The organism is Leisingera aquaemixtae (assembly GCF_006740765.1).
In the GTDB taxonomy this organism is placed as follows: Bacteria; Pseudomonadota; Alphaproteobacteria; order Rhodobacterales; family Rhodobacteraceae; genus Leisingera; species Leisingera aquaemixtae.
In genome coordinates this window covers 3,133,340-3,160,138 of the sequence record NZ_CP041159.1, presented here as the reverse complement: position 1 = coordinate 3,160,138, position 26,799 = coordinate 3,133,340, and the positions used below count along the sequence as shown (strand labels likewise).

22 protein-coding genes are annotated in these 26,799 nt (G+C 63.5%); 14 read left to right on the top strand and 8 right to left on the bottom strand.

The window, feature by feature from the left end; genetic code table 11:
- Window positions 1-102: 102 nt before the first annotated feature.
- From R2C4_RS17175 to R2C4_RS17160, 4 genes are all read left to right on the top strand, one after another.
- On the top strand, window positions 103-1,446 hold the full coding sequence (locus R2C4_RS17175; RefSeq protein WP_141891551.1) for a M16 family metallopeptidase: 1,344 nt from the start codon (window positions 103-105) through the stop codon (window positions 1,444-1,446).
- Window positions 1,443-2,762 carry a M16 family metallopeptidase gene (locus R2C4_RS17170; RefSeq protein ID WP_141891550.1) on the top strand — a complete coding sequence of 440 codons (1,320 nt, stop codon included), beginning with the start codon at window positions 1,443-1,445 and terminating at the stop codon, window positions 2,760-2,762. Before R2C4_RS17175 ends, R2C4_RS17170 begins: the two co-directional genes overlap by 4 nt.
- A 266-nt stretch (window positions 2,763-3,028) precedes the next feature.
- Window positions 3,029-5,164: a polyribonucleotide nucleotidyltransferase gene (gene pnp / locus R2C4_RS17165; RefSeq protein WP_141891549.1), complete on the top strand. Its 2,136-nt coding sequence runs from the start codon at window positions 3,029-3,031 to the stop codon at window positions 5,162-5,164.
- 198 nt (window positions 5,165-5,362) lie between these two features.
- Window positions 5,363-6,658, top strand: coding sequence for a glycosyltransferase family 4 protein (locus R2C4_RS17160; RefSeq protein WP_141891548.1), 1,296 nt, complete (start codon window positions 5,363-5,365; stop codon window positions 6,656-6,658).
- Here R2C4_RS17160 and R2C4_RS17155 read toward each other — a convergent pair.
- Both R2C4_RS17155 and R2C4_RS17150 read right to left on the bottom strand, forming a co-directional pair.
- On the bottom strand, window positions 6,634-8,061 hold the full coding sequence (locus R2C4_RS17155; protein WP_141891547.1) for a mannose-1-phosphate guanylyltransferase/mannose-6-phosphate isomerase: 1,428 nt from the start codon (window positions 8,059-8,061) through the stop codon (window positions 6,634-6,636). The two genes, R2C4_RS17160 and R2C4_RS17155, sit on opposite strands and share 25 nt — an antisense overlap.
- 117 nt (window positions 8,062-8,178) lie before the next feature.
- The gene (locus R2C4_RS17150; protein ID WP_008556383.1) at window positions 8,179-8,829 is read right to left on the bottom strand and encodes a peroxiredoxin; all 651 of its coding nucleotides are present in this window, start codon (window positions 8,827-8,829) and stop codon (window positions 8,179-8,181) included.
- Between the two features lie 316 nt (window positions 8,830-9,145).
- Between R2C4_RS17150 and R2C4_RS17145 the strand changes: the two genes are divergently transcribed.
- On the top strand, window positions 9,146-10,585 hold the full coding sequence (locus R2C4_RS17145; protein WP_141891546.1) for an aldehyde dehydrogenase family protein: 1,440 nt from the start codon (window positions 9,146-9,148) through the stop codon (window positions 10,583-10,585).
- A gap of 120 nt (window positions 10,586-10,705) precedes the next feature.
- Here the strand turns inward: R2C4_RS17145 and R2C4_RS17140 are convergent, their stop codons facing one another.
- Both R2C4_RS17140 and R2C4_RS17135 read right to left on the bottom strand, forming a co-directional pair.
- On the bottom strand, window positions 10,706-10,999 hold the full coding sequence (locus R2C4_RS17140) for an AzlD family protein (RefSeq protein WP_141891545.1): 294 nt from the start codon (window positions 10,997-10,999) through the stop codon (window positions 10,706-10,708).
- A complete protein-coding gene (locus R2C4_RS17135; protein ID WP_141891544.1) occupies window positions 10,992-11,705 on the bottom strand; it encodes an AzlC family ABC transporter permease in 714 nt (237 codons plus the stop codon). Before R2C4_RS17135 ends, R2C4_RS17140 begins: the two co-directional genes overlap by 8 nt.
- Before the next feature lie 111 nt (window positions 11,706-11,816).
- On the opposite strand from R2C4_RS17135, the gene R2C4_RS17130 reads away from it, so the two are divergent.
- On the top strand, window positions 11,817-12,365 hold the full coding sequence (locus R2C4_RS17130; protein WP_141891543.1) for a helix-turn-helix domain-containing protein: 549 nt from the start codon (window positions 11,817-11,819) through the stop codon (window positions 12,363-12,365).
- 12 nt (window positions 12,366-12,377) lie between these two features.
- On the opposite strand, the gene R2C4_RS17125 is transcribed toward R2C4_RS17130, so the two are convergent.
- Window positions 12,378-13,031: an RluA family pseudouridine synthase gene (locus tag R2C4_RS17125; RefSeq protein ID WP_141891542.1), complete on the bottom strand. Its 654-nt coding sequence runs from the start codon at window positions 13,029-13,031 to the stop codon at window positions 12,378-12,380.
- 150 nt (window positions 13,032-13,181) lie between these two features.
- Between R2C4_RS17125 and truB the strand changes: the two genes are divergently transcribed.
- From truB to rpsO, 4 genes are all read left to right on the top strand, one after another.
- Window positions 13,182-14,093, top strand: a complete 912-nt coding sequence (gene truB, locus R2C4_RS17120) for a tRNA pseudouridine(55) synthase TruB (protein ID WP_141891541.1) — start codon at window positions 13,182-13,184, stop codon at window positions 14,091-14,093.
- Window positions 14,094-14,449: 356 nt separating this feature from the next.
- Window positions 14,450-14,962, top strand: a complete 513-nt coding sequence (locus R2C4_RS17115; protein WP_141891540.1) for a DUF1643 domain-containing protein — start codon at window positions 14,450-14,452, stop codon at window positions 14,960-14,962.
- A gap of 125 nt (window positions 14,963-15,087) precedes the next feature.
- Window positions 15,088-16,044 (top strand): calcium-binding protein, encoded by a 957-nt coding sequence (locus tag R2C4_RS17110; protein WP_244940744.1) that lies wholly within the window; start codon window positions 15,088-15,090, stop codon window positions 16,042-16,044.
- Between the two features lie 158 nt (window positions 16,045-16,202).
- Window positions 16,203-16,472 carry a 30S ribosomal protein S15 gene (gene rpsO / locus R2C4_RS17105; RefSeq protein WP_008555454.1) on the top strand — a complete coding sequence of 90 codons (270 nt, stop codon included), beginning with the start codon at window positions 16,203-16,205 and terminating at the stop codon, window positions 16,470-16,472.
- A 266-nt stretch (window positions 16,473-16,738) separates the two neighbouring features.
- On the opposite strand, the gene R2C4_RS17100 is transcribed toward rpsO, so the two are convergent.
- Together R2C4_RS17100 and deoC are read right to left on the bottom strand one after the other, a co-directional pair.
- Window positions 16,739-19,075 (bottom strand): aldehyde dehydrogenase family protein, encoded by a 2,337-nt coding sequence (locus R2C4_RS17100; RefSeq protein ID WP_141891538.1) that lies wholly within the window; start codon window positions 19,073-19,075, stop codon window positions 16,739-16,741.
- Window positions 19,076-19,149: 74 nt separating this feature from the next.
- Window positions 19,150-20,139: a deoxyribose-phosphate aldolase gene (gene deoC, locus R2C4_RS17095; RefSeq protein ID WP_141891537.1), complete on the bottom strand. Its 990-nt coding sequence runs from the start codon at window positions 20,137-20,139 to the stop codon at window positions 19,150-19,152.
- 246 nt (window positions 20,140-20,385) lie between these two features.
- On the opposite strand from deoC, the gene mutL reads away from it, so the two are divergent.
- From mutL to R2C4_RS17075, 4 genes are all read left to right on the top strand, one after another.
- Entirely contained in the window at window positions 20,386-22,329 is a 1,944-nt protein-coding gene (gene mutL, locus R2C4_RS17090) for a DNA mismatch repair endonuclease MutL (protein ID WP_141891536.1), read from the top strand.
- 31 nt (window positions 22,330-22,360) lie between these two features.
- Window positions 22,361-23,743, top strand: coding sequence for a DNA recombination protein RmuC (locus tag R2C4_RS17085; protein ID WP_141891535.1), 1,383 nt, complete (start codon window positions 22,361-22,363; stop codon window positions 23,741-23,743).
- A complete protein-coding gene (locus tag R2C4_RS17080) occupies window positions 23,744-25,048 on the top strand; it encodes an adenylate/guanylate cyclase domain-containing protein (protein ID WP_141891534.1) in 1,305 nt (434 codons plus the stop codon).
- Between the two features lie 87 nt (window positions 25,049-25,135).
- On the top strand, window positions 25,136-25,459 hold the full coding sequence (locus tag R2C4_RS17075) for a DUF3775 domain-containing protein (protein ID WP_058287569.1): 324 nt from the start codon (window positions 25,136-25,138) through the stop codon (window positions 25,457-25,459).
- Between the two features lie 185 nt (window positions 25,460-25,644).
- On the opposite strand, the gene R2C4_RS17070 is transcribed toward R2C4_RS17075, so the two are convergent.
- Complete coding sequence (locus R2C4_RS17070; protein WP_141891533.1) at window positions 25,645-26,787, bottom strand: saccharopine dehydrogenase family protein; 1,143 nt, start codon at window positions 26,785-26,787, stop codon at window positions 25,645-25,647.
- Window positions 26,788-26,799: the final 12 nt, after the last annotated feature.

Genomic DNA, 26,799 nt, shown 5'->3' with positions numbered 1-26,799 from the left:
ACTGCTGGCCATGGGCCGCGAATTGTGGCTGCAATGAACAAAAGAGCAGTAACCGCATCCCGCCGGGCAATGGCAGGAGTGCAGAAAATTGGAGGATGCCAGATGATCCAAAGGGTCACATTGGCCGCCGCGGCGCTGAGTGCTGCCTTGTCCGGCCCCCTGCAGGCCGAAGACGAGGCGGTGACCGCGTTCACCCTGGACAATGGCATGGACGTTGTCGTGATCGAGGACCACCGGGCGCCGGTGGTGCAGCAAATGGTCTGGTACCGGGCCGGCTCCGCGGATGAGCCGCCGGGCCAATCGGGTGTCGCCCATTTCTTGGAGCATCTGCTGTTCAAGGGCACAGACAAGCTGGCACCGGGCGAATTGTCCGCCACGGTGCGGGCAAATGGCGGCCAGGACAACGCTTTCACCAGCTATGATTACACCGCCTACTTCCAGCGCGTTGCTGCCGACCGGCTGGAGCTGATGATGCAGATGGAAAGCGACCGGATGACCAATCTCCGCCTCAGCGAGGAGGATATCGTCACTGAGCGCGAGGTCATTCTGGAAGAGCGCAACCAGCGCACAGACAATGATCCGGTGGCGCTGTTCCGCGAGCAGCTGCAAGCGGTGCAGTACCTCAATCACCGTTACGGCCAGCCGGTGATCGGCTGGCGGCACGAGATGGAAAGCCTGGATATGGAGGACGCGCTGTCCTTCTATCAAACCTATTACGCGCCCAACAATGCCATCCTGGTTGTCTCCGGCGATGTGCAGCCTGATGCGGTGAAAGCGCTTGCCCAACAGTATTACGGCGTGATTCCGGCCAATCCGGATCTGCCGGAGCGCTTCCGCAGCCAGGAGCCGCCGCAGACCGCGGCCCGGCGCCTGACATTCGAGGATCCGCGCGTCGCGCAGCCCTATGTGCAGCGGTCCTACCTGGCACCGGAGCGCGACAGCGGCGCCCAGCAGAAAGCCGCAGCGCTGTATCTGCTGGCGGAACTCCTGGGCGGCGGCAACACTTCCTACCTGGCCAATGCGCTGCAGTTCGACCAGCAGGTCGCCGTCTACACCGGCGCCTTCTACTCCGGCAGCACATTGGATGACACATCCTTTACCTTCCTGGTTGTCCCGGCCGAGGGGGTCAGCATGCAGGACGCCGAGACCGCGCTGGATGCCACCATCGCCCGCTTTCTGGAAGAGGGGGTGGATGAAGCCCAGCTGGAGCGGATCAAGCTGCAGCTGCGTGCGGCAGAAATCTATGACCGCGACAATGTGAACGGTATTGCCAACCGCTATGGCCAGGCGCTGAGCATCGGGCTGACGGTGCAGGACGTGCAGGACTGGCCGAAGATCCTGCAATCGGTCACCGCGGATGAGATCATCGCCGCCGCCAAGGAAGTTCTGCGCCCGGAAACATCTGTCACCGGCTGGATGACGCGCGACCAGGAGGTAACCCAATGACTCCGCTGAAATATATCGCTGCGGCACTGGTAGCCTGTTTCCTGGCCGTCCCCGCTTGGGCAGGCATCAAGATCGAGGAAGTCACCTCCCCCGGCGGGATCAAGGCCTGGCTGGTGGAAGACCACAGCATTCCCTTCTCGGCTCTTGAGCTGCGTTTTCGCGGCGGCACCTCACTGGATGCGCCGGGCAAGCGCGGCGCAGTCTACCTGATGACCGGGCTGCTGGAGGAAGGCTCCGGCGATCTGCGCGCCCAGGACTACGCCCGCGCGGTGGAGTCGCTGGCGGCGGAGTTCTCCTATGATGCGGACAAGGATTCGGTGTCCATCTCCGCCCGCTTCCTGACCGAAAACCGGGACGAGGCGATGGCGCTGCTGCGCCAGACCTTGTTTGAGCCTCGGTTTGACCAGGATGCGCTGGACCGTGTGCGGGCACAGGTGCTGGCGGGCTTGCGCTCTGATGCCAAGAACCCCAACAAAATCGCTGGCGAGATGTTCTCCAAGCTGGCTTTTGGCGATCACCCCTATGGCAGCGACGGCAAGGGCACGCTGGAGACCGTTGCCGCGTTCAGCCGGCAGGACATCTTCGACGCTTACGAGGCGGTGTTTGCCCGCGACAGGCTTTATGTCAGCGCCGTTGGTGACATCACTGCCGGGGAGCTGGGCACGCTGCTGGATGATTTGCTGGGCGCGCTGCCTCCGGAGGGCGCGCCGATCCCCGGTCCGGCGGAGGTCACAATCGAGGGCGGAGTCACCGTGGTGGATTTCGACACCCCGCAGTCGGTCGCACTGTTCGGTCAGAAGGGGATCAAGCGTGAAGACCCGGATTTCTTCACGGCCTATGTGATGAACCAGATTCTGGGCGGCGGATCTTTCGAGACCCGCCTGATGACAGAGGTGCGGGAAAAGCGCGGGCTGACCTATGGGGTCTATTCCTATCTGGTTCCTCGGGATCTGGCAGCGGTCTACATGGGATCGGTTGCTTCCGCCAATGGCAAGATGGCCGAGGCGGTCGAGGTGATCCGGAATGAATGGCGCCGCATGGCCGAAAACGGCGTGACGGAGAAAGAACTCAAGGACGCCCAGACCTATCTGACGGGCGCTTACCCGCTGCGTTTTGACGGCAACGGCCGCATTGCCGCGATTCTGGCGGGCATGCAGATGGACCACCTGCCGATCAGCTATGTGGAGACCCGCAACGACCGGATCAACGCAGTCAGCCTGGAGGACGTGAACCGCTTTGCAGCGGAGTTCCTGGACCCCGAGGGGCTGCAGTTCGTCATCGCCGGCCGCCCGGAAGGCTTGGAAACAACGAACTGATTTCCTGCCGGGCGGGGTGCGGCCCCGCCCGTTTGCATTGCGAGGCCGCGGACGCATGGCCGCAAGGCGTGCGGCCGCCCATCGCGGCGGCGCCCACTGCTTTCCCTTTCAATTTCCCGCAAACTCATGTATGGGCGGGCCTATCTGAGACGATGTGCCCAGGCCCCGGCACGCGAAAGAAAGATAAGTGGGGCCGGCGGCAATGGGGCCGCCACGCAAACGGGAGACCCGGAGGGCCGGGAGTGCTCCCTTTTAGGATACGCTAGATGTTTAACGCTACGAAGAAATCGATGCAGTGGGGCGAGGAAACGCTCACACTGGAAACCGGCAAGGTTGCCCGCCAGGCTGATGGCTCCGTGATTGCCACCCTGGGCGAAACCTCGGTCATGGCCAACGTGACCTTTGCCCGTCAGCAGAAGCCCGGCCAGGACTTCTTCCCGCTGACCGTGCACTACCAGGAAAAATACTATGCTGCGGGCAAGGTGCCCGGCGGCTTCTTCAAGCGCGAAGCGCGCCCGACCGAAAAAGAAACCCTGACCGCGCGTCTGATCGACCGACCGATCCGCCCGCTGTTCGTCCCCGGCTTCAAGAACGAAGTGCTGGTGATGTGCACCGTGCTGAGCCACGATCTGGTCAATGACCCGGACATCGTCGCAATGATCGCGGCCTCCGCTGCGCTGACCATCTCCGGCGCGCCGTTCATGGGCCCGATCGCCGGCGCCCGCGTCGGCTTCGTTGATGGCGAATACGTGCTGAACCCGACCGTCGACGACATGCAGGACCTGCGCCTCAACCCCGAGCAGCGCCTGGACCTGGTTGTGGCCGGCACCAAGAACGCTGTGATGATGGTGGAATCGGAAGCATATGAGCTGACCGAAGCCGAGATGCTGGGCGCGGTGAACTTCGCGCATGAGCAGATCCAGCCGGTGATCGACCTGATCATCTCGCTGGCCGAAGAGACCGCGAAAGAGCCCTTTGACTTCCAGGCGCCGGACTACTCCGAGCTGTACGAAGCTGTTAAGGCCGCCGGCGAAGAGCAGATGCGCGCCGCATTCGCGATCACCGACAAGCAGGAGCGCACCGCCGCTGTTGCCGCTGCCCGCGAGACCATCAAGGCAGCGCTGACTGAAGACCAGCTGGAAGACGCCAACCTTGGCTCTGCCATGAAGAAACTGGAAGCCGGCATCCTGCGTGGCGACGTGGTCAAGGGCGGCAAGCGGATCGACGGCCGTGACACCACCACCGTGCGCCAGATCGTTGCTGAAACCGGCCTTCTGCCGCGCACCCATGGCTCCGCCCTGTTCACCCGCGGCGAGACCCAGGGCCTGGTCGTGACCACGCTGGGCACCGGCGACGATGAGCAGTTCATCGACGCGCTGCACGGCAACTTCAAATCCAACTTCCTGCTGCACTACAACTTCCCGCCGTACTCGGTTGGCGAAGTGGGCCGTGTCGGCTCCCCGGGCCGCCGCGAAATCGGCCACGGCAAGCTGGCCTGGCGCGCGCTGCAGGCGGTTCTGCCGGCGCCGACCGACTTCCCCTATACCATTCGCGTGGTGTCGGAGATCACCGAATCGAACGGCTCCTCCTCGATGGCTTCCGTCTGCGGCGGCTCGCTGTCGATGATGGACGCAGGCGTGCCGCTGAAGGCACCGGTTGCCGGTGTTGCGATGGGCCTGATCCTGGAAGACGACGGCTCCTATGCGGTGCTGACCGACATCCTGGGTGACGAAGACCACCTGGGCGACATGGACTTCAAGGTGGCGGGTACCGAAAACGGCATCACCTCGCTGCAGATGGACATCAAGGTTGCCGGCATCACCCCGGAAATCATGGAGAAAGCCCTGGCCCAGGCCAAGGATGGCCGTCTGCACATCCTGAACGAGATGGGCAAGGCGCTGTCCGAGACCAACGAGTTCTCGGTCCACGCCCCGCGCATTGAGACCATGCAGATCCCGACCGACAAGATCCGCGAAGTGATCGGTTCCGGCGGCAAGGTGATCCGCGAGATCGTCGAAGTGTCCGGCGCAAAGGTCGACATCAACGACGACGGCGTGATCAAGATCGCCAGCCCGAACGGCGACGCCATCCAGAAGGCCTATGACATGATCTATTCGATCGTGGCAGAGCCGGAAGAAGGCCAGGTGTATACCGGCAAGGTCGTGAAGATCGTGGACTTCGGCGCCTTCGTGAACTTCTTCGGCAAGCGCGACGGTCTGGTGCATGTCTCCCAGATCGAAAACCGCCGCCTGAACCATCCTTCGGACGTTCTGAAGGAAGGCCAGGAAGTGAAGGTCAAGCTGCTGGGCTTTGACGACCGCGGCAAGGTTCGCCTGTCGATGAAAGTTGTCGACCAGGAAACCGGCGAAGAAATCAAGAAAGAGGAAGCTGCTGAAGGCTAAGGCCTGAAAGAGCTTCCGGACGGGTCCCGGCTGCGAGGCCGGAACCCGTTTCCTCTGTCCGCTGCCGCTGCTCCCTCCGGGCAGGTGCCCGGACCCGGCGCACAAGGCACTGCGCTTTCCGGTTCTTACGCTGCTCCGCTTGCGCTGAAGCCACACAGGAGCGATGGCCGGTCTACTCAAAACTCAGCTGGAGATCCCATGCGTCCGCTCTTTTACGATTTGACCGAGCTGCTGTATCTGTCTCACGGGTTTAAAACGTACTACGGTATCGCCAAGGTCGTCGCAGAAGGCGCCAAGGAGGCCTTCCGGGCTGATAACGGCACCCGGTTTGTTGCTTATTCTCAAGGGCATGACGCGTTTTTTGAGGTTTTCCCGAAATATGACGATACCGCTGAGGGCGGGATTGACCTGAATGTGCCGAATTCCGGCAAGCCGTACTTCATGCGCCGGATTCACAACCGCAAGAAAAAGAAGGCTCTGCACTACATTGCCCCCTTCGTGTTCGGTGTTGTCGACCTGATTGAGCGCTCCCGCTGGGCGCTCAGCGGCGCCGACAACCCCATTGTGTCCCTGGATGGCGGTGCCTGGGTCAGCTGCGGGCGGCCCAAGCTGATCATTCACCCGATCAAGCATCTGCAAAAGCTGGACGTGGAAATCCACGTGCTGATTCACGATATGATCCCGTTGCATGACTTCAAACGCGGTGGTGCGCCGGACTTTTCCAGCTCTTTCCTGGGCGACAACCAGTGGCTGCTGGAAAACGCGGACCATGTCATCGGTAATTCGCAATTCACTATCGACGATGCCAAGGACTTTGCCAGCCAAGGCATTCTTCCGGAGCTTAAGCGCACCTCAGTTGCGCCGCTGGTGCATGAACTGCGCGCCGGGGATGAAGAGCAGTCGGTGGAACTCCCCGAACGCCCCTATTTCCTGATGGTCGGCACGATGCTGGGCCGCAAGAACCTGGATGTGGTTCTGAATGCGATGAACCTGATCGCCAAGCGGGGCGAGACGCCGCCGCTGCTTGTGCTGGCCGGCAAGCGGCGCCACCGCACGATGGACTACCTCGACAAGGAGGAAATGGCGCTGGTCAAACCGCATGTCCTGCAGCTCGACACACCGAATCAAAGCGATCTGGTACGGCTGTACGAAGCCTCGCAGGGGGTGATCCTGCCGTCCCGCATCGAAGGCTGGGGGCTTCCTGCCGGCGAAGCGCTGTGGGCCGGTGTTCCGGCAGTTTGCGCGGACATTCCGGTGATGCACGAGGTTTGCGGCGATCTGGGTCTGTATTTCGGTGTGGATGATCCGGAAACCCTTGCGGGCCATATGCAGCGTCTGACGCAGGATCCGGCATTTGCTGCAGAGTGGCGGGCGAAGATCGCGGCGAACCGCGACCGGCTGCGCACCTGGCGGGACTTCGGCCAGGACCTGCTGGCCAATGTCGCCGCCAATTCCGAGCCCGCCCGCCCTCAGTCGGTTTCGTTGCGGGCGTAAACATCCTCATACCGGACGATGTCATCTTCGCCGAGGTAGGATCCGGTCTGGACCTCGATCAGCACCATGTCCAGCTTGCCGGGGTTCTCCATCCGGTGAACGGCCCCTAGCGGGATATAGACAGACTGGTTTTCGGCGACCAGCTTCTGGGTGCCGTCTACGGTCACGCGCGCGGTGCCCTGCACCACAATCCAGTGCTCCGACCGGTGGAAATGGCTCTGCAGTGACAGCGCGGCGCCCGGTTTCACAACGATCCGTTTGACCTGGAACCGGCGTCCTGTCGCCAGGCTGTCGAAGTAGCCCCATGGGCGGTGATCGCGCGGGAACTGCACTGCCTGCGGCGCCTGCTGAGATTTCAGAAGCTCAACGGCCTTCTTAACGTCCTGGGTGCGTGACTTGTCAGCAACAAGCACAGCATCAGGCATGGCAATGGCCACAATCCCGTCCAGCCCCAAGCCGACAATCTGCTGGCCCGCGGATTCGGACCGCAGAAGCACATCCTTGCAGTCAATCGCCGCAGCGTTGCCATTTGTGGCGACACCGTCCGCATCCGGGTTGCTCTCTGCCCAGACTGCGTTCCAATCTCCAAGGTCAGACCATTTGCCCTCGAAAGGCACCGAGCAGATATTCTTGGCCTTCTCCATGATCGCATAGTCGATCGAGATGTCCTCTGCCGCAGACCAGGAGGCCGGGTCCAGGCGCAGAAAGCCCAGATCCGCCTTGGCGTTTTCAACGGACTTGCGGACGGGATCGACCAATTGTGCAGCGTGCTGTTCAAAGGCGGTAATGACCGCGCGGGCGGTGAACAGGAAGATACCTGCGTTCCAAAGGTAGTTGCCGGCGGCCAGCATTTTTGCCGCAGAGGCGGCGTCAGGCTTTTCGACAAACCGGCTCAGCGGCGCCGGCTTTCCAGGCTCGGCTTCCCCGTCCAGCTGGAGATAGCCATAGCCGGTTTCCGGGTGCGTCGGAACGATACCGAAGGTCACGAGATCGCCTGCCAGTGCCCGCTCTGTTCCCGCCTGAATTGCGGCGCGGAAGGCGTCCGCATCGGGGATCACATGGTCCGAAGGGGCCACGATCAGCAGTGCATCGGGATCCTCGGCAAAAGCGTGCAAGGCGGCGGCCAGAACCGCGGGCGCGGTATTGCGCCGGTCCGGTTCGATCAGAATGGCGCCCGGGTCGATGCCTGCTCCCAGCAATTGTTCGGTCACGATGAAGCGGAAATCCGAATTGGTCACCACGATGGGCGGCGCGAACCCTTCGCCTGACAACCGCCCGACGCTCTCCTGAAACAGGGTCTTGCCGCCTTTCAGGGACGTGAACTGCTTGGGATAAGATTCCCGCGACAACGGCCAAAGCCGTGTTCCCGAGCCGCCGCACATCAGGACTGGAGTGATCTGCATTCGGACCTCCTTTAGTTTGCATGCGCTATAGGCGAATGCACTTCAGAAGACAAACGGTCAGCCCGGCCCGGCGGGCAGGGAACGGCACAGCCGGATGCAATGCCGCTCCCGCTGACTTTACTCCGGCGCTTTGGTCTTGCGCAGGTAGGGGAAGATGGTCTCGTACTCACCGAATTTTGCGGTGGCTTCCTCGTCCGAGACGCTCGGCGGGATGATCACATCCTCGCCCGGCACCCAGTTGGCCGGCGTGGCGACGCCTTTTCCGGACATCTGCAGGCCATCCAGGGCGCGCAGGATTTCTGCAAAATTGCGGCCAACGGTCATCGGGTAGGTCATCGACAGCTTCAGCTGCTTGTCCGGGCCGATAATGAACACGGAGCGCACGGTAGCACTGTCCGCCGGGGTGCGGCCGTCGGGCAGATAAGCTTCGGCGGGCAGCATGTCGAACGCCTTGGACACCGCCAGACCGTCATCGGCGATAATCGGGAAGCCGGGATTGGCTTTGCCGTATTCCTCGATGTCTTTCTTCCACTTGCGGTGATCCTCGGCGCTGTCGACGGAAACGCCGATCACCTTGGTGTTCCGCTTGGCCCATTCGTCATTCAGCTGCGCGACAGCGGAAAACTCCGTTGTGCAGACCGGGGTGAAGTCCTTGGGGTGGGAAAACAGGATCGCCCAGCTGTCGCCGATCCAGTCATGGAAGTTGATCGTGCCCTGGTCGGTTTCAGCGGTAAAATCCGGGACCACGTCGTTAATGCGCAAACCCATTGCATTGTCCTCCTTGTCAGGGTGTCGTGTCTGATTGTTGCGTCCGGCTGCGGCCGGGCAGCCCGAGTCGCCTCAGGTGCAACCTGCGGGCTCTGCCGCTACGTTACAGTTCCTGGCGCGGGATGCCACAGGAATTCTCCAACAGCCTTATCCGGCAAAGACTTGCGGGCACCGCGTCAGGGGCGTTGACAGCGCCACCCATAATTTGATCAAATTGCGCAGCCAAAGCCCCTTGCCCCCCTGCTGGCCGAGTGACACAGTGGCCGCCAAACCGGCCAGACGGTTGGGAGAAAACGTCTGAATTGGGAGATCCCGCATGATCGAGAAACGCGACTTTTACATCAATGGCCAGTGGGTATCTCCCGCTGAGCCGAACGACTTCGAGGTGATCAACCCCTCGACGGAGGAACCCTGCGCTGTGATTTCGCTGGGCTCCGAGGCTGACACCAACGCTGCGGTTGCGGCGGCCAAGGCGGCCTTCCCGGGCTGGATGGCCACCCCGGTGGAACAGCGCATTGCGCTGGTGGAAAAGCTGATCGAAATCTATGAAGCCCGGGCTGAAGATCTGGCTCAGGCGATGTCGCTGGAAATGGGCGCGCCGCTTGACTTGTCGCGCACGTCGCAAGTCGGTGCCGGCAGCTGGCACCTGCGCAACTTCATCGCTGCGGCCAAAGAGTTCAAGTTCGACGCGCCGCTGAACGAGAACAGCCCGAACGACCGTATCATCCATGAGCCGGTTGGCGTGTGCGCGTTGATCACACCATGGAACTGGCCGATGAACCAGGTCACGCTCAAGGTGGGTGCGGCGGCAATCGCTGGCTGCACGATGGTCCTGAAGCCCTCCGAGCAAAGCCCGCTGAACGCGATGGTTTTTGCCGAGATGATGGACGAGGCCGGCTTCCCCGCAGGTGTTTTCAACCTGGTGAACGGCGATGGGACCGGTGTTGGCGCGCAGCTGACCGGGCACCCGGATGTGGACATGGTGTCCTTCACCGGCTCTACCCGTGCAGGCATCGCGATTTCGCAGAATGCGGCTCAGACATTGAAGAAAGTGCATCTGGAGCTGGGCGGCAAAGGCGCCAACGTGATCTTTGAAGACGCCGACGAAAAGGCAGTGAAGCGCGGCGTGCTGCACATGATGCAGAACACCGGCCAGAGCTGCAACGCGCCCAGCCGGATGCTGGTGCAGAACAGCATCTATGACCGCGTGGTGTCCGAGGCTGCAGAAGTGGCTGCCAAGGTCGAAGTCGGTCCTGCTGATCGGGAAGGCCGCCACATCGGCCCGGTGGTGAATGAGCTGCAGTGGAACAAGATCCAGGATCTGATCCAGAAAGGCATCGACGAAGGCGCCCGGCTGGTCGCAGGGGGCACCGGGCGTCCGGACGGGCTCAACAAGGGCTATTATGTGAAGCCGACGGTTTTTGCCGATGTGAACAACCAGATGACCATCGCGCGCGAAGAAATCTTCGGGCCGGTTCTGTCGATCATTCCCTTTGAGACTGAAGAAGAGGCGATCGAGATTGCCAACGACACGCCTTATGGCTTGACCAACTATGTGCAGACGCAGGACGGCGCCCGCGCTAACCGCATGGCCCGCGCCCTGCGCTCCGGCATGGTGGAGATGAACGGCAAGTCGCGCTCGGCAGGTTCGCCCTTTGGCGGTATGAAACAGTCTGGCAAGGGCCGCGAAGGCGGCAAGTGGGGGATTGAGGATTTCCTAGAGGTCAAAGCTGTCGGAGGCTGGGCTGCTGAGTAAGCCTGCCGGATGAGAACGGATGGAGAGCCGCCCTTATGGGCGGCTTTCTTTTTTGCGCCCCAGGGTGCCGGGGGTGGCCCGTGCTGCGCACGGGCGGGCAGGCCCAAGCTGCTATGCACCTCAGAAATAGGCTCTGTTCAGGCAGATCGCGGCGATTCCTGCGGCCATCGTCAGCGGCAGGCTGCGGGTAAGCAGTGCCACCGTCAGTGCGGCTGCCCCGGCCGCCCATTCCTGCGGCCCGCCTTGCATTAGCAGATAGGTGACCAAGGATAGTATCAGGCAGCCCGGCAACGCCTTCAGGCCGCGCGCCCAGGGCCCGTGGTCCGGAAGCCGCCTTCCCAGCAAGCAGCCGGACAGCCGCACGGCAAAAGTGGCGGCAGCCAGGCCAAGGATCAGGGTCCAGGTCTCAGTCATTGCCCATCACTCCGGCTATCGCCGCACCGCCGAGGCCGCCCAGGATGAGGGTCCAGGTCGGATCCAGAGGGGTGAACCGGTCTGCCAGCAGTACGATCAAAATGGATCCGGCCCAGGGCAGAAGCATTGCGTTGCCGCTCCACAAAGACCGCAGGATCGCGATGAAGGCGGCGGTGAAGGCAAAGTCCATACCAAGAGATTTGGGCTCCGGTACCACCGCGGCAAAGGTCGCCCCTGCCACCGTCGACAGCACCCAGACGGCCACCAGCCCCAGGCCGCCGCCCACCAGGTACCAGTATCCGGCGCAGCCGCCGCGGGCGCGCATCGCGTGCATCAGCGCCCAGTTTTCATCCGTTGCCAGATGCACGCCAAGCAGCACCTGCCACCAAGGGCGCCCGGCGAACTCATCCCGCAGCGATGCCGTGATCAGCAGCAGCCGAAGGTTCAGCGCCAGCCCGGCCAGCAGCGCGGCCCCTGCGCCTGCGCCAGCCACCAGCCGCTCCACCGCGATAATTTGCGAAGATCCGGCGAACACGATGGTGCCCATGACCCCGGTCTGTAGCCCGCTCATCCGCGCCTGCGCGGCCAGCAGGCCAAATGCCAGCCCGTAGACGCCAACACCAACCGCCAGGGGCAGAATGTCTCGCAATCCCGCCGCCAGACGGCTGCGGACCGTGCTGCTTTGGGGAAGGTCTTGCAGGGTCATCAGTCGGTTCCTGTAGAAGCAGCGCAGTCATTGATCTATAATGAACGTATGTCTTTTATAATGAACGCCGTGGGCGTTCGTCAAGCCGAACAAAAGGTCGAAATACTGAACATGTCAGCGCCCCATCAGATGATCGCCGCGGCCATCCAGCGCGAGCGAAGCCGAGCAGGCAAATCGCTGTCGGCGCTTGCCGCGCAGGCGGGAATCGCAAAATCGACCCTGTCGCAGCTTGAGGCAGGCAATGGAAACCCCAGTGTAGAGACGCTTTGGGCGCTGGCAGCGGCGCTGGATGTCCCGCTGAGCCTGCTGTTTGAGACCGAAGCGCCCGCCACCACCTTGATCCGGGCGGGGCAGGGGGAGCCCCTGGAATCGGAGCAGTCGGATTTCACCGCGGTGCTGTTGTCGCGCTGTCCGCCGAATGTGCGCCGGGATATTTACCGGGTGGTGATGCAGCCGGAAGAAGTCCGCTGCGCCCAGCCGCATCCGCGCGGCACGGTGGAGCATATGCTGGTCTGCTTCGGGCAGATGCGGGCGGGACCGGACGGGCAGGAAGAGGTTCTGCAGCCCGGTGATTACTATACCTATCCCGGCGACCGCCCCCACAGCTATGAGGCGCTGCAGGCGGATACGCTTTTTCTGATGGTGATGGAGGCGCCGTGAGCTGCGGCGGGGTCAGAAGTCCGGTTTTACTCTGAACTTCAGCGACTCGCCGCTGTCGGGATGTTTGATCCGCAGCTCCTCGGAGTGCAGCATCAGCCGCGGGTGGTCCAGAGCCGTACCGCTGGCATAAAGCGGGTCGCCCAGGATCGGGTGGCCCAGCGACAGCATATGCACGCGCAGCTGGTGCGAGCGTCCGGTCTTAGGCGTCAGCCGCACCCGGGTGGCGCCGTCTTCGTATTTCATCACCCGCCAGTCGGTGACGGCGGGCTTGCCGGTCTCATGACAGACCATTTGTTTGGGCCGGTTCGGCCAGTCGACGATCAGCGGCAGGTCCACGGTGCCGCTGCGCGGCTCCAGCTGTCCTTCAACCCGTGCCACATAAGCCTTTCTCGCGGTGCGCTTTTCGAACTGCATCGACAAGTGCCGCTGCGCGTGGGGGGTGAGGCCGAACAACATCACGCCGGAGGTGTCGCGGTCCAGGCGGTGCACCAGCAGCGCCTCGGGAAACACCGCCTGAACGCGGGCGATCAGGCAGTCGGCCAGATGCTCGCCGCGGCCCGGCACCGACAAAAGGCCCGCAGGCTTGTTCACCGCCAAGAGCTGGGCGTCGTGGTGCAGGATGTCCAGCGGGTCCTGCGGCGGGGTGTATTCGCTTGAAACGGCCATGGCGCCTGCCTAGCGCCACCGGCGCGCGGGAGCAAGCACGGCCGGCACCCGCGCCCGTGAGGCTTTCCCTTGTGCCCCGCCATTTGCTAAATTGACACTGTCCCGGCGATCCGGTAACCGGCGCGCCTCACTGATAGACGGGGACGATGCATGGCACGCAAACGCAAAGGGCGCGATATTTCCGGCTGGCTGGTGGTGGATAAGCCTGCGGGGCTGACCTCGACAGCGGTTGTGAACAAGGTGCGCTGGGCGCTGGATGCCAAGAAGGCCGGCCATGCGGGCACCCTGGACCCCGAAGCAACCGGTGTTCTGGCCGTGGCGCTGGGCGAGGCGACCAAGACCGTCCCCTATATCACCGACGCGCTGAAGGCCTATACCTTCACGGTGCGGCTGGGCCAGGCGACCAACACCGATGACGCCGAGGGCGAAGTGATCGCGCAAAGCGATGCCCGCCCCACCGACGAGCAGATCAAGGAGGCGCTGCTGCCGTTCCTGGGCGAGATCATGCAGGTGCCGCCCAAGTTCTCCGCCGTGAAAATTGACGGCCAGCGCGCCTATAAGCTCGCCCGCGATGGCGAAGATGTGCAAATCGAGGCCCGGCCGCTGTGGGTGGAAGAACTGATCATGCTGGACCGCCCCGACGCGGACCACGTGGTGCTGGAAATGACCTGTGGCAAGGGCGGCTATGTGCGCTCGATCGCCCGCGACTTGGGGGCGGCTCTGGGCTGTTATGGCCACGTCAAGGAACTGCGTCGGATTTGGTCCGGCCCGTTTGATGCCGAAGACGGCATCTCGCTGGAGCGGATCGACGAACTGGCGAAATCGCCGGAACTCGACCAGTACCTGCGGCCCCTGGAGGAAGGCCTGGCCGATCTGCCGGAGCTGAAATGCACCCCGCAGGGAGCCGTGCGGCTGCGCAATGGCAACCCGGGCATGGTTATGGCCGCGGATGTGGAGTACGGCGACGAAGCCTGGGCCTCGCTGGACGGCAAGGCGGTGGCCGTGGGTATCTATAAATCGGGTGAGCTGCACCCCAGCCGGGTGTTTGTGGAGCCGGAGTGATCCGGGTTAGCCATAACTGGGGCCGTGCGGAAAACTGTCCTCGAAAGAAATCCCTCCACTGCTTAGGTCGCTGGAGAAACTGGCGCAGTTCCAGGTGGGTCGTGGCCGTGAAATAGAAGCTGGTCCGGTAATTGATCCGGGGGACCGCTTTGCCGCATCATGTTCGCCTTCCGGTCCGGGTGCCACTTTCAATACGGCCCAATGGCGCCAGTGGAGCCACCGAACCCGAAGAAAAGTTCGGTGTCACTTGCTATGGGGTTGCTCCCAACCATCTGTGGACCCGCAATGGCGTTATCCCCTGAAAGCTGCGCCGGACCTGCTTGGATCACAAACTGCGTCCGGATATTAAGGCCCGCATGATCACCCGCAGACACATCAAGGGCGATGCCCTCTCGACTGCCGTCTATTCGGACTGCGAAACCTACCGCTACAGCCTGACACGGGTTTGGGATCCGGCACGGCGGCGTGTGATGTTCGTGATGCTGAACCCCTCGACCGCAACCGAGGTGCAGAACGATCCCACCATCGAGCGCTGCGAGCGGCGCGCCCGTGCGCTGGGGTTCAGCGGTTTCAGAGCAACCAATATATTTGCCTGCCGGGTAACCGACCCGCGTGAGATGCGGCGGCTGGAGGCTCCGGAAGGCCCAGACAATTTGGCAGCGATTCTGGAAGGGATGGACTGGGCCGATACGGTGGTTTGCGCTTGGGGCACCCACGGCGCGCATCGCGGACAGGGCGCGCGGGTCGCAGCGCTGCTGAGATCCAGCGGCAAACAGTTGTATCACTTGGGGCTCAGCAAGGCAGGCCACCCCAAGCATCCGCTTTACATCGCCTACAGCCAGAAGCCGCAGCTGTGGCAGCAGGACTAAGATAACTTCAGCCTCTGTTAACCTGTGTTCTCGTTTTGTTTTGAACGCTTGTCTGCAATGTGGGATTGTGTTGACTGGTATATGTTTGTCCAGGGGTTGATCTGGCAATGTTGTGGTTGGCAAGTGTGCTGGGACTTGTAGCGGTTGGCAGTGCGGTTTTTGCAGAAACCGGGGCGGACGAAGATGACTCGGAAGCGCGGCGCGAGCCGGAGCCGGAGGGAGACGGTCTCGACGGCGGCTTTGTCGAGCCGGGTGGCGGATCCGTCACCGGTACGGAAAACGGTGATATTCTGTCGGGCAGCGAGGCGGCGGACAGCTTGTCCGGCGGTGCCGGGGATGACCAGATCGGCGGATACGGCGGCGGCGATTGGATTGACGGCGGCACCGGCAGTGACTCTCTTTACGGCCAAAATGGTGACGACAGCCTGTTTGGCGGAGACGGCCAGGACTTGCTGCATGGCGAGGACGGCGCCGACTGGCTGGAGGGCGGCGCCGGCGGTGACAGTCTTTACGGGCATTTCGGAAACGACAGCCTGCTGGGGGGCAGCGGGGCGGATCTCCTGCACGGCGGCCAGGGCCAGGATTGGATGGAAGGCGGTGCGGACGAGGATACGCTGCACGGCAACGACGGCGACGACAGCCTGACCGGCGGCGCCGGGGAGGACGCGTTGTTTGGCGGCTACGGCAATGATGTGGTGTCTGGTGCAGAGGACGGAGCGGAACAGGATTACGTAAACGGCGGAGACGGGGATGACACGCTGATTGCCGGTGCGGGCGATGTGCTGACCGGCGGCGCTGGTGCGGATCAGTTCATGGCTGGCAGCTGGACCGGCAGCACGGAGGCAGTTCAGCTGATGGACTACGACGCGGACGAGGATCAGCTGGTGGTCGTCTGGGAATTCGAAGACGGGGAGGAGCCCACGCTGGAGGTGCGGCAGAACCCGGATGATGCGGCGGAGCAGCTGATCCTGGTGAATGGCCAGACTGCCTTGCGGGTTTCCGGGGCCGAGGGGCTCACCGCCGGAGATTTGGTGCTGATCGACCCGGAATCGGTGGCGGGCACCGGGCTGCTGCCGCAATAGCCTTGGCATACGGCGCCTGCCAGTTAGCCTTTGCCTTTACAGCGTAAACATCATATATGCGCGCATCTGCCGTGATTCCGCGGCAGGTTTCTCCATGGGCCTGTGCTGGACGACATCCCGGCCTGAGCCATCCACTCTAACCTATGAAGGAGACCCCGATGTCGATCACTGCGGAAGAAAAAGCGCGCCTGATGAAAGAATTCGCAACCAAGGACGGCGACACCGGCTCGCCGGAAGTCCAGGTTGCCATCCTGACCTCGCGCATCAACACCCTGACTGAGCACTTCAAAACCCACAAGAAGGACAACCACGGCCGCCGTGGCCTCCTGAAAATGGTTGCTCAGCGCCGCAAGCTGCTGGACTACACCAAAGGCAAGGATGAGGCCCGTTACCAGGACCTGATCAAGCGCCTGGGCATCCGCCGCTAATCCGCGCTTATCCGGATTTTTTGACGCCCGTTCCGAAAGGAGCGGGCGTTTTCCGTCGCACCGGCATCCTTCGGCAACGGGCGGCTCCCGCGCCCGCAGGCTCCCCGGCTGCGCCTGTCAGCTTTTGAACTTGGGCATAGCCCGTGCTGCGCACGGGCGGTTGCCGCTTGAAGACGGTCGAGCCTTCGAAGGGCGAAGGCGGATCCGAAAGAGAAACGCCGCCCCAAATGGAGCGGCGTTTGGTCCGTTTCAGGGGCCGGCCGGTTTTACTCGCCGTAGGGCACCCAGATGTTCTTGACCTCCGTGGCCTCTTGCAGGAAGCACTTGGTCTGGTTCTGCATCCAGTCAGTTGCAGTTCCGTTGTTGACCCAGGTGCGCTTCAGATTGCCCGCGGATGCCGCTTCGATTGCCGCCGACAGATCGGAGGAGGAGAAGCTCCAAACTGCATCCACATTTAAATGCGAGGAAAGCGCTTTTGCCAGCTCTGCATGGCTGCCGGTCAGGATGTTGACCACGCCCGCAGGCACATCCGACGTGTCCAGAACCTGGTAGAAGTCGGTCGCGGCCAGCGGAAAGGCTTCGGAGGCTGCCAGCACCACCCGGTTCCCCATGGCAATGGCGGGCGCCATGGCAGAGACAAGGCCGAGAAGCGGTGCTTCATCGGCACAAAGGGCACCGATCACGCCAACCGGTTCCTTCATCGCCAGTGCGACGCCGCGGATCGGGACGCCATGCACTTGGCCGTCATACTTGTCGGCCCAGGCGGCAGCGGTGAACAGGCGCTGGATCGCGGCTTCGACCTCCTCCGTACCGGATTTCTTGCCGGTCATCGCGTCGATGCGGGCCGCAAATTCCGCGGCGCGGGCCGACAGGTTTTCACCGATGTAATAGAGGATCTGCGCGCGCAGATGCCCGCTGGTCTTGGACCAGCTTTGGGCACCTGCAGCGGCCTCTACTGCGTTACGCACATCCTTGCGGTTGGCAAGGCCCGCGTGGCCCAGCAGCGCGCCGGACTTGCCGTAAACGGCTTGGCTGTAGCCGCCGTCCGGGCGGGCCTGCTTGCCGCCAATATAGAGCTTTGCGGTCCGGTCCAGCGGATCCGCCGGGGCGCCGTTGCCCTCAAAAGGCTCCACCTTGGCCAGCGGTTTGGCCTTGGCCTTCGGGCGGGTGTAGGCCGCCAGGCCTTCCCAGCCGCCCTCGCGCCCGAAACCGCTTTCGCGCACGCCGCCAAAGCCTGCGGCAGCGTCGAACATATTGGTGCCGTTGACCCAGACCACACCGGCGGCCAGTTTCGGCGCCATGTCGAGCGCCAGGTTCACATTCTCGGTCCAGACGGTTGCCGCGAGGCCGTAGCGGGTGTTGTTGGCCAGCTCCACCGCCTCCGCCGGGGTGCGGAAGGTGCAGGAGACCAGGACCGGGCCGAAGATCTCCTCTTGCATCAGAGGATCGGCTGGCGACAGGCCCTCAATCAGCGTCGGCGGGTAGAAGCAGCCGCCTTCGGGCATCTCCACCTGTGCCTGGTGCATGGTGCCGGCAGTGTTGGCGGCGACCAAGCTGCTGATGGTCTCGAGCTGCACCGGGTCGACAACCGCGCCGACGTCGACGCATTTGTCGAGCGGGCTGCCGACGCGCAGCCCGTCCATGCGGGCCTTGAGTTTGCTGTAGAAGCGTTCTGCGATGCCTTCCTGCACCAAAAGGCGTGAACCGGCGCAGCAGACCTGGCCTTGGTTGAACCAGATCGCATCGACCAACCCTTCGATGGCGGAATCGAGATCGGCGTCGTCATAAACGATGTAGGGGGACTTGCCGCCCAGTTCCAGCGTCAGCGCCTTGCCGCTGCCTGCGGTGGCCTCGCGGATCTTGCGGCCCACCGATGTGGAACCGGTGAAGGCGATCTTGTCCACGGCTGCCGCGGTGATCATCTCCCCCACGGCACCATCGCCGGTGACGATATTGACAACACCCTTGGGCAGACCCGCCTGGCGGCAGATATCGGCAAACAGCAGCGCGGTCAGCGAGGTGTATTCCGCCGGTTTCAGCACCACCGTGTTGCCCATCGCAATGGCTGGGGCGATCTTCCAGGCCAGCATCAGCAGCGGGAAATTCCAGGGAATGATCTGCCCGCAAACGCCCAGGGCCTCGGCACCCGGCAGTTCGCTTTCCATCAGCTGGGCCATGCCAGCATGATAGTAGAAGTGGCGCTGGGCCAGGGGAATGTCGATGTCGCGGCTCTCGCGGATCGGTTTGCCGTTGTCCAGTGTCTCCAGCACAGCAAACAGGCGGGAATGCTTTTGCAGCAGCCGCGCGATGGCATAGAGGTACTTGGCCCGGCCCGCGCCGCCAAGCGCTTCCCATTTGCCCTGCGCCTTGCGGGCGGCCTCAACCGCAGCGTCCACGTCGGCCTGGGTGGCCTGGGTCAAGCTGGCCAATACTTCCCCGGTGGCCGGGTTCCTGCTGTCAAAGCCGTCACCGGCGGCGGTGTACTCACCGTTGATGAAATGGCCAAAGCGGCTGCCCTGATCAACCAGCCAGGCCTGCGCCTCCTCGGCGCTTTCGGGGGCGGGGCCATATTCCATGCTGTCGAAGATCTCTTTGATGGTCATGATACTGATCCTTTTCGCGGAACCGGTTTCCGGCACGGAAACCGGCCCGGAATTCGTGCCGAATTCCGGCGCCCTCACCCCATGGAGTGGCGGTAGCCGGCGGAGTATGCCCCGGTGACATGATGCTCCAGCTGGCGTTCGATATCGCCCAAGAGCGACGAGGCGCCGAAGCGGAACAGGTCGGGCTGCAGCCAGCGGTGGCCAAGCTCGTCCTTCATCAGCGCCAGGTACACCAGCGCGTCCTTGGCCTTGGAGATGCCGCCGGCAGGCTTGTAGCCGACGCGATAGCCGGTGCGGTCGTAATAGTCGCGGATCGCGCGGATCATCACCAGGCTGACGGGCAGGGTGGCGTTGACGCTTTCCTTGCCGGTGGACGTCTTGATGAAATCGGCGCCCGCCATCATGCACACCAGCGAGGCCCGGGCCACATTGCGCAGGGAGCCCAGTTCGCCGGTGGCCAGGATCGCCTTTACATGCGCCTCGCCGCAGGCCAGGCGGAAGGCTTTCATTTCGTCATAAAGCGCCTGCCAGTTGCCGGTCAGCACATGGCGGCGGGAGATCACGATGTCGATCTCCTCGGCACCGGCGCTGACGCTTTCGCCGATCTCGGCCAGCCGCAGGTGGAACGGCGAGAGTCCTGCCGGAAAACCGGTGGAAACTGCGGCCACCGGGATGCCGGTGCCCTCCAGCGCCTTGACGGCGGTCGGGACCATGTCGTGGTAGACACAGACCGCTCCGGTGGTGAGCCCCTCCATCCCCAGGCTGCGCAGAATGCCGGCATTCACTGGCTGGCGCGCCTTGGCGCACAGGCGGCGGACACGGCCTTCGGTGTCGTCGCCGGACAGGGTGGTGAGGTCGATAAGGCTGATGGCTTTCAGCAGCCAGGCCGCCTGATGGTCTTTCTTGACACTGCGGCGGCCCGGCAGGGTGGCGCAGCGGCGTTCGATGGCCGAGGTGTTGGCCTGCACGGCAGCGACCCAGTCCAGGTCCAGCTCCATGCCGGGATTGCGCGGCTCAGCCAGCTGCGGCAGCTGCGCGCTTCTTTCAGCGATATGGCTTTCCATTGGGGATCCTCAGAAGAGTTCCGTGCGAAAATCGCACGGGTGCGGCATATTGGCAAGCGAGCGCCCGGGGGCTGCCGTCAGGTTTTTTGACTAAATGGACAAATTTCAGGCCCGGGCGGCTGCCGCCGGCGAGTTCATGCCATTGTGGACAGGCCGCGGGGCGCAGAAATCGTGTTTTGCGATTCTGCGGCCGCCGCCGCGCGCATTCCGGTGGCAGAATCGGCCCCGCATGCTAAATTTAGCGGTATGAGCAGTGCAGAACCCTATATCAGCGAAAATCCGCGCCCGGAAACCCGGCCTGTGATCCGCCAGCTGGATGACAGCGCCATCAACCGGATTGCCGCCGGCGAGGTGGTGGAACGGCCCGCATCCGCCGTCAAGGAACTGGTGGAAAACGCCATCGATGCTGGCGCCACGCGGATCACCGTGGAGATTGCCGATGGCGGCAAGACGCTGATCCGGGTGACGGATGACGGCTGCGGCATGACGCCGGAGGATCTGCCGCTGGCGCTCAGCCGCCATGCAACTTCCAAGATCGACGGCTCTGACCTTTTGAATATCCACACCTTCGGCTTCCGCGGCGAGGCGCTGCCCTCGCTTGGCGCGGTGGGGCGGCTGACCATCACCAGCCGCGCGGCCGGGCATGAGGCGGCGCAGATCCGGGTGTCCGGCGGCAAGCTGGAGCCGGTGAAGCCGGCAGCGCTGCGGGCAGGCAGCGTTGTCGAACTGCGCGACCTGTTCTTTGCCACGCCGGCACGGCTCAAGTTCATGCGCACCGACCGGGCAGAAGCGCAGGCGATCTCCGACACGGTGAAACGGCTGGCGATGGCGGAGCCCTCGGTCGGCTTTACCCTGCGGGATGTCTCGGGCGGCGGCGACGGGCGGGTCACATTCCGTGCCGATCCGCTGTCGGGAGATCTGTTTGACGCGCTGCACGGGCGGCTGGCCTCGGTACTGGGGCGGGAGTTTGCGGAGAACGCGCTGAAGATCGACGCCAGCCGCGAAGGCATCCGGCTTTATGGCTATGCGGCGCTGCCGACATACTCGCGCGGGGCAGCGGTGGCGCAGTTTCTTTTCGTGAACACGCGGCCGGTTAAGGACAAGATGCTGACCGGTGCTTTGCGTGCGGCCTATTTCGATTTCCTGAGCCGCGACCGGCATCCGGCGGCGGCGCTTTTCATTGACTGCGACCCGCAGCTGGTGGACGTGAACGTGCATCCCGCCAAATCCGAGGTGCGCTTCCGCGATCCCGGCTTGGCCCGCGGGCTGATCGTCTCTTCCCTGCGCCATGCGCTGGCGGAGGCCGGGCACCGCGCCTCGACCACTGTGGCAGGCGCCACGCTGGGGGCGATGAGGGCGGAGCAGCCCACGGCAACCGGTGCGCCGCGGGTCTATCAGATGGACCGGCCTTCCTATGGCGCGCGCAGCCAGTCCTATGCGGCGCAATCCCCTGGCCAGCCGCACCCGGCGTCCTTTAATGCGCCGCCATCGCCGGGGTTTGCCGAACTGGCAGGCGCCTACAGCGGCCGGGTGACGGAAGCCGCAGAACCTCCAGCGGCCCCGGGTCAGCCGTCGGATACGCCCGAGCGTGCCGCGCCCGGGGCCGAAGCCCTGCCGCTGGGTGCGGCCCGCGGCCAGGTGCATGAGAACTACATCATCGCCCAGACCACAGACGGCATGGTGATTGTCGACCAGCACGCCGCGCATGAGCGGCTGGTTTACGAGAAGCTGAAACGCCAGATGGCCAATAACGGCGTCGCTGCCCAGGCTTTGCTGATCCCGGAGATTGTCGAGCTGAGCGACAACGATTGCGCCTGCCTTCTTGGGATGGCAGACGAACTGGCCAAGTTCGGCCTGGGCATCGAGGCGTTCGGCGGCAATGCCATCGCGGTGCGTGAAACCCCGGCGATCCTTGGCGAAGTTAACGCAGAGGCGATGATCAAGGACATCCTGGATGAGCTGTCGGACCAAGGCGAAAGCCAGCTGGTGCAGGCCAAGATCGAAGCAATCCTGAGCCGGGTCGCCTGCCACGGCTCAATCCGCTCCGGCCGCCGGATGCGGGGCGAGGAGATGGATGCGCTGCTCAGGGAGATGGAGGCGACGCCCCATTCCGGCCAGTGCAACCATGGCCGCCCCACCTATGTGGAACTGAAATTGGCGGATATCGAGCGCCTGTTCGGGCGCAGCTGAACAATAAACCTCGGTCAAGAGGAGAAGAGCAGTGACACTGGAAGAGGCCCAATGGGCCATCTACGCGCTGGCCGGGCTGGCGGTGCTTTTGGCCTTGGCCGGGCTGCGGCTGCGCGGCCACGCAAGGCGCATGGAGCAGCTCAACGCCGATTTGCGCACCCACAACGCGGGCTTGCAGGCGGAAGCGGCGCGGCTGCCGGACCTGGCGGATGAACTGGCCACCCTGCGCCGCACAAGTGAGAACGAGCGCGCCGCCCGCTACCAGGCCGAGGCCCAGGTGCAGGCGCTGAAGGCAGAGCACAAGGCGCGGCTGGAAGAGCTGCATCAGATGAACCAGCAGATGGAGCACAAGTTTGCCTCGCTGGCCAACGGCGTTTTGAAACAGAACTCCGAGAGTTTCCTGAGCCTGGTCAGCGAACGCTTTCAGGCGCACAGCAAGACAGCGGATGCTGATCTGGCCAAGCGCCATGCTGCGATTGAAAGCCTGGTGAAGCCGCTGGACCACAAGCTGGGTCAGTTCGGCGAGCGCATCAAGGAGATTGAGCAGGCCCGCAACGAGGCTTACGGCGCGATCCAGGTGCAGGTGAAACATCTGGCCGAAGGCCAGGCCATGCTGGGCGGCGAGACCCGCAAATTGGTGCAGGCCTTGCGCGCGCCCAAGACCCGCGGCCGCTGGGGCGAGATGCAGCTGCGGCAGGTGTTCGAGATGGCCGGCATGGCCGAACATGTCGACTACGAGCTGGAGAAAAGCGTGGGCACCGATGACGGCCTGCGCAGGCCCGACGCCGTGGTCCGTATTCCGGGTGGCAAGAGCATCGTGGTGGATGCCAAGACCCCGCTGGAGGCCTACCTGGATGCGCTGGAGGCAGAAACGCCCGAGCAGCAGCAGGCGGCGCTGGCCCGTCACGCAAACCATGTGAAGACACACGTCCGGCAGCTTGCCTCGAAATCCTATCAAAGCGCTCTGGCGGAAACGCCGGACTTTGTGGTGATGTTCATTCCTGGCGAAACCTTTGTGTCAGCCGCGGCCGAAGCGGATCCGGGGCTGATAGAATTTGCTTTTGAAAACAAAGTTTTGATTGCCACGCCAACCACTCTGATGGCTCTGGTCAAATCCATTGCCTATGGCTGGCAGCAGGAGAAGATGGCAGAGAACGCGGTCGAAGTGCAGAAGACCGCCAAGGAGCTTTATGACCGGCTGGCGACCTTCTCGAAAAACCTGGCCTCGGTCGGGCGGTCGCTGTCTTCCTCTGTGAACAACTACAACAAGGCGGTGGGCTCGCTCGAAGCCCGGGTGCTGCCCTCAGCCCGCCGGTTTGAGGCGATGGGCGTTGTGGCAAACGGGGCTGAGCTGGAAGATCCGGGCCAAGTGGAAGTCGAGCCGCGGCAGGTGGCGCTTTTGACGGAGGAGTAGATGCGGCTGCTGCAGGCGCATGCAACGGCAAGACCACAGGAGCCGGCGCTGCTGACTGCAGCTGAGGTGGAAGCCGAACGCATTGTTGCGCTTTTGCGCATTGCCGTGGCGCTGGGCCTGATGCTGGCAATGATGCTGGCCATAGATTCTGTGCGGGCAATTGAGGAGCCGCATCTGCGCCGCCAGATCGGGCTGGCGGCGGCCACGCTGCTCTCCTACCTGACGGTTGGGGGGCTGATCTATTGGGCGATCGGAAAAGGGCTGTTCAAGCCTTGGATGATCTGGCTGGCGGTCCTGGCAGACTGCGCCTTTCTGTTGCTCAACACCTTCCTGTCGCTGGTGAATACCGGGGTGCCCGGCGGTGCGCTTTTTGTGATGCCCGCCGTGTGGATGGCGCCGGTTGTGCTGGCCTTTGGCGTGCTGCGGTTCAACCCTTTGCGGCTTGCCGTGATGCTGGTGCTGATTGCTGCGGGGCTTGGCTGGATGATCCTGTGGCAGCCGCCGCAAACCACGCCGGATCTTGCCGGGCGGATCGCCCTGTCCCTGGCGCCGCCGCCCAACGTCATGCGACTGGTGATGCTGTGTCTGGCAGGTGCAGTTCTGGTGGTGGCTGCGGTGCGCATGCGGCACCTGCTGCACCGCTCGATTGAGGAAGCGCGGCAGAAGGCGAACCTGACCCGCTACCTTCCGGCCCAGCTGGCGGGCCGCCTGGCGGGCGGCGGTCTGGAAGCGCTTCAGGCGGGCCGCCAGCAGCCAATGGCAATTCTTTTCATCGACATCCGCGGCTTTACCAGCTGGTGCGAGGGGCGTGAGCCGAAGGAGGTCAGCGCTTTGATCACGGAATTCCGCGCCCGGGTGGAAGATGTCGCGGGCCGCACCAGCGGGCTGATCGACAAGTACATTGGTGACGCGGCAATGATCCTGTTTGAGGGGGAGCATGCGGCGGCGCGGGCGCTGGATTGTGCCGAAGGCCTGCTGGCGGACGTTACCGCATGGTGCCGGATGCGGGAACAGGCGGGCGGCGCCGGGCTGGCCGCCGGGATCGGGGTGCATTGGGGCGAGGTCTTCTCAGGCGTGACGGGCACTCCCGAGCGGCTGGAGTACTCCGTCTTCGGCGACACGGTGAACACCGCAGCGCGGCTTGAGCAGCTGACCAAGGTCCATGGTATGGCGCTGATTGCCTCTGAGGCGCTTTTGCGGGCAGCCGGGGCAGAGCCCGCGCGCAACGGCTGGACGGCGCTGCCCGCGGAGGTCTTGCGCGGGCGCAGCAAACAGCTCGCGCTCTTCGGCAAGGCGCAGGGCTGACCGCCGCCCCATTTGCCCCAGATCAAAGACTTAGGCGTTTGGCCCGCGGTTTGATATGCTGAGGCAGCGAACAGAAGGAGTGGAGCAATGCTGGAGATCTCAGTCCGCAAGGTGGCGCAGGTGGCGATGATGGCCCGGGAACTGGGCCGCGCGGAGGGTGAGCTGCGCGCCTTCATTGACCGGATGAGCGAGGACCAGCAGGCGGAACTGGTCGCAATTATGTGGGTCGGGCGCGGCAGCTTCGAGCCGGAAGAGCTTGGCGATGCGATCTATACTGCCCGGCAGGAAGCGACCACTCCAACCGCGGATTACCTGCTCGGCACCCCGCATCTGGCCGACAATCTGGAAGCCGGGCTGGAGGCGCTGGGCATCGACGTGAATGAAGTCGAGGAAGACGTGATCGGCCGTTGAAGCCAAGCCGCCGCGCATTCTGCGGGCGCTAAGGCCCTCGGCAGGCAGGGCGGCGCAGTCATCGCGCCATTTGTCTTTGCCGCAGCAGCCGGGGCGCTGCCCCGGACCCCGGGATATTTGAGGCCAGAAGAATAGAGGATATTGGCGCGTGCCCGCTGGTTTCCGCCAGCGGGCACGCTGGGCTGTCAGCTCTTGCTGTCAACAACCTCAAGGTGCTGCGCCAGCTTGCCGATTTCCTCCATCCATTTCGCCACCAGGACCGGATCGCTGGGCGCGGCGTGGACACCGGCGGCGATCTTGCCGTTCATGGCGGCTTCGATGGCGAAGGACACCGGGTAGGACACCAGGCGCGCCATCGCAGTGCCGCGCGCATCGCCCCAGGCATCCATCACATAGGTTTTGTGCCAGACCTCGGTGCCGTCTTTTTCGGCCTTCAGGCCCACGCAGAGGACAACCCGGTCCGGCTCGCCTTCGTCGTAGGCGTTTTCGGCCCAGAACTGGTCCGACATTTCCTTGAGGCGGGCATCGCCCTCGGGACCCGAAAGCGTCTCGACCTCCTTGAACACACCCGCCCAGGCGTCTGCCCAGCCGTTGAGGCGCAGGGTGCCGCGGACGAACTCTTTCACTTTCCAGTCTTTGCCGAACTCATACTGGGCAATGAAGGGGATCGAGTCACGGTTGGGGTAAACCTCGAAGCTTTCGGGCGCGGGCAGCGGCGCCTCGTAGGAGGAGATCGCGTCCCAGGGGCGGGCAACATCCAGCTCCTTGAAATCGCGGATCGACTTGGAGGGGGAGCGCAGCGCCTTCAGCACCCCCAGCGGCGACCAGCTGAATTTGTAGCGGAACGGGTTCGGCGTTTTGGGGATGCCGCCGCAATAGGAGATGAAGCTGATCTCGTTACCGGCGTCATAGGCATCAGAGGCCTTATAGTCCGCGACCAGCGCGTGGGCCATCAGGTGATCGATGCCCGGATCCAGCCCGACCTCGTTGATCAGGCAGACGCCGGCATCCTTGGCCTTCTGGTCCAGGGCGCGCATTTCCGGCGCGATATAGGAGGAAGACACGAAATGCGCGCCGTGCTCGATCGCCAGTTCGGCCAGCGCCACGTGCCAGTCGCCCGGCAGCATTGAGACAATGATGTCCTTGGGGCTGAGCATCTGGCCCAGGTTGGCGATGCTGAAGGCGTGGATGTTGGTGGTCAGGTCGCCTACGGCTTCGCGCGCCTTGTCGGTGGTCCGGTTCCACACCGCCACATCGTGGCCCGCTTCCAGCAGGCGGCGCAGGCCGGGGATTGCCGACAGGCCGGTGCCGCACCAGTGAATAGTCATGAGAGTACTCCC